We start from the raw sequence: 2,772 nt of genomic DNA on the forward strand, positions 1-2,772 counted from the left end.
AGGCCTTCCGGGCCGCCGCCGTCAAGGCCTTCCGGGCCGCCGCCGTCAAGGCCTTCCGGGCCGCCGATGACGACGGGGCCCCGGTCGGTCTCGATGACCTCCACCTCGACCGGCTCCTCGCCCGCCACCTCGATGGTCTCGGTGTGCCGGGCGGCCCGGCGCCAGGTGCCGTCCGGGCCGAGCGCCTCCACCCCGGCGCCGGTGCGCCGCAGCCGCTCGCGGTAGAGGTCCTGGTAGTCGGCCATGGCGTTGGTGATGGCCCAGGCGACCGTGCCGGTGTGGCCGAAGTGGGCGATCCCGGGGACGCCGGGCACGGCGAGGCCGACGACGTCGAACTCCGGGCAGGACAGGCGGATCTGCTGGTACACGCCCGGGTCCTCGATGAACCGGTGCGGGTCCCCGGCGATGACCGCGTGCCCGGTGACCGTGCGCTCTCCGGCGACCAGCCAGCCGTTGCTGCCGGAGGTACCCGGCCCGTCGGCGGCGAACAGGCCGACCGCGTCGGCCCCGAGGTGCGTGGTGACGTGCTCGCGCCAGAGCTTGGCCGGGAAGCCCGCGAAGAGGATGTGCGTGGCGAGCCAGACCGCGAGCGGGGTCCAGGGCTCCCAGCGGCCGGGGGCGAGCCCGGCCCGCTCGAACTCGGGGGCGGGGCTCGTGGTCCCGGCGGACTCCAGACCCTCGTTGACCCCCGTCACGTACGCCCGTACCCACTGCGCCGTCTCCGGGTCCCGGTGCTCCAGTCCGGCGAAGCAGCGGCGGGCCGTGTCGGCCAGGAGGGCGCGGCGGGCGAAGCGGTCCCAGGGGAGGGCTTCGGGGCCCAGGAAGGAGGCCGAGGTGCCCTGGGCGCGATGGCGTTCGACCTCGAGCTGCCAGGCCCGGTCGAGGGCGGTGACCCGGCCCTGGGCGCGCGCGAGTTCGTGCACTCCGTCCGCGCGCAGGTGCGGGATGCCCCAGGGGTCCCGAAAGATCTCGCCGGTCACTGTGCCCTCATTTCACTTTAGGTTAGGCTCCCCTAAGTAAATCGTGTCGGAATCGTACGCGAAGGGCGCAAAGACGATGGGGCAGGGGCGGGGTTGGGAGGGCGCGGTCCTCAAGTTGCTGCGCGCGAAGGACTTCACATGCACGGTGACGGGGAGCGAGGACGTCACCGCCGACTACCGGCGGGTGCGTTTCACCGACGGCGGGCTGCTGGCGGCGGCCGGCGTGCACCCGACGATGTGGGTGCGGCTGTGGTTCGACAACGCGGGCAAACCCCACCAGCGCGCGTACACCCTGGTCGACCCGGACCCGGCGGCGGGCACCTTCACCCTGGAGTTCGCGCTGCACGAGGGCTGCGCCAGCGACTGGGCGCGGACGGCGAAGCCCGGCGACACCATCGAGGCGACCGTGCAGGGCACCGGGTTCGAGGCACCCGCCCCGGCCCCCTCCCGCGTCTTCGCGGTCGGCGACCCCGCCTCGCTGCCGGCCATCAACTCCCTGCTCGGCGCGCTGGGCGACGCCCCGGCGACCATCTGGTTCGAGGGCACCCTCGACGGTCTGCCCTGCCTCGCCGACCCCGCCCGGCACGAGGTCCGCGAGGTGCCCCGGCAGGAGGCGGGAGCGGCGCTCGTCGAGCGGGTACGGGCCGAGCTGCCCGAACTGCTGCGGTCCGGCTCCGACCCGTACGTGTGGATCGCCTGCGACACCGCGACCACCCGGACGCTCTCCGCGTTCGTACGCAAGGAGCTGGGCGTTCCCAAGCAGCGGATGCAGGCGCTGGGGTACTGGCGCGCGAGCTGAGCCACGACGCGCGATCATCGGGGCATGGACGTCACCCTTCACCTCGCCCAGGACCCCGAGGCCGACCGGCTGCTGGGCCGCAGCCCGCTCGCCGCGCTGACCGGGATGCTGCTGGACCAGCAGATCCCGATGGAGTGGGCGTTCAAGGGCCCGGCGGCGATCGCCCAGCGGCTCGGCGCGGATGACCTGGACGCACACGAGATCGCCGCGTACGAACCCGACGCGTTCGCGGCGCTGCTCTCCGGCAAACCGGCCGTGCACCGCTACCCGGGCTCGATGGCGGGCCGCATCCAGCAGCTGTGCCGGTACCTCGTCGAGCACTACGACGGTGACGCCGAGGCCGTCTGGCGGGACGTCAGCGACGGCAGGGAACTGCTGAAGCGGCTTCAGGAGCTGCCCGGGTTCGGCAAGCAGAAGGCCCAGATCTTCCTCGCCCTGCTCGGCAAGCAGCTGGGGGTCCGCCCCACCGGCTGGCGGGAGGCCGCCGGCGCCTACGGCGAGGAGAGGTCCTTCCGCTCCGTCGCCGACATCACCGGCCCGGAGTCACTGTCGAAGGTGCGGGCACACAAACAGGAGCTGAAGGCGGCGGCGAAGGCCGCGAAGACGGCGAAGCCCGCCGACAAGCCGGACACGTGAGCCACTGACGACGCGGCCGGGCACACCGCACCCCGGGCAGGTGGGCGGGCAAGCGGCACACAGGTGGACGGGCAGCCGAGCACGTGAGCAGGCACGCAACCGACGGACGTGCGGGCAGAGAGGCGGACGGGCATCCGGCACATGAAGGGGCTCGCGAGCGGCCAACCAGCACCTGAACGGGCACGCCGCAGGGCAGACGAGCACGTGCAGGAATCACCCCGAGCGGGGCCGGGCGGGCAGCCGGACACCCGAGCGGCACGCCACCGGCCAGACGGCCGAACACGTCAAGGGCACCACCGGACAGACGTGCGGGCACGGAGGCGGCCAGCCGGCACGGAGGCGGGCACGCCGCCGGGC

The 2,772-nt window shown here is 73.7% G+C and carries 3 protein-coding genes; 2 read left to right on the forward strand and 1 reads right to left on the reverse strand.

Features of this window, described 5'->3' with window-relative positions:
- Positions 1-980: penicillin acylase family protein (locus B9S61_RS42955; RefSeq protein ID WP_258040022.1), on the reverse strand; the 980-nt coding region annotated here is incomplete at its 3' end.
- A 76-nt stretch (positions 981-1,056) separates the two neighbouring features.
- Between B9S61_RS42955 and B9S61_RS34955 the strand changes: the two genes are divergently transcribed.
- Both B9S61_RS34955 and B9S61_RS34960 read left to right on the forward strand, forming a co-directional pair.
- Complete coding sequence (locus B9S61_RS34955; protein ID WP_103545767.1) at positions 1,057-1,779, forward strand: siderophore-interacting protein; 723 nt, start codon at positions 1,057-1,059, stop codon at positions 1,777-1,779.
- 24 nt (positions 1,780-1,803) lie between these two features.
- Positions 1,804-2,415, forward strand: a complete 612-nt coding sequence (locus tag B9S61_RS34960; RefSeq protein ID WP_103545768.1) for an HhH-GPD-type base excision DNA repair protein — start codon at positions 1,804-1,806, stop codon at positions 2,413-2,415.
- Positions 2,416-2,772: the final 357 nt, after the last annotated feature.

Source organism: Streptomyces sp. SM1, assembly GCF_002910825.1.
In the GTDB taxonomy this organism is placed as follows: domain Bacteria; phylum Actinomycetota; class Actinomycetes; order Streptomycetales; family Streptomycetaceae; genus Streptomyces; species Streptomyces okerensis.

Coding starts and splice junctions, on each gene's coding strand:
- B9S61_RS34955 (WP_103545767.1), top strand. CDS start 1,057: ATGGGGCAGGGGCGGGGTTGGGAGGGCGCGGTCCTCAAGTTGCTGCGC.
- B9S61_RS34960 (WP_103545768.1), top strand. CDS start 1,804: ATGGACGTCACCCTTCACCTCGCCCAGGACCCCGAGGCCGACCGGCTG.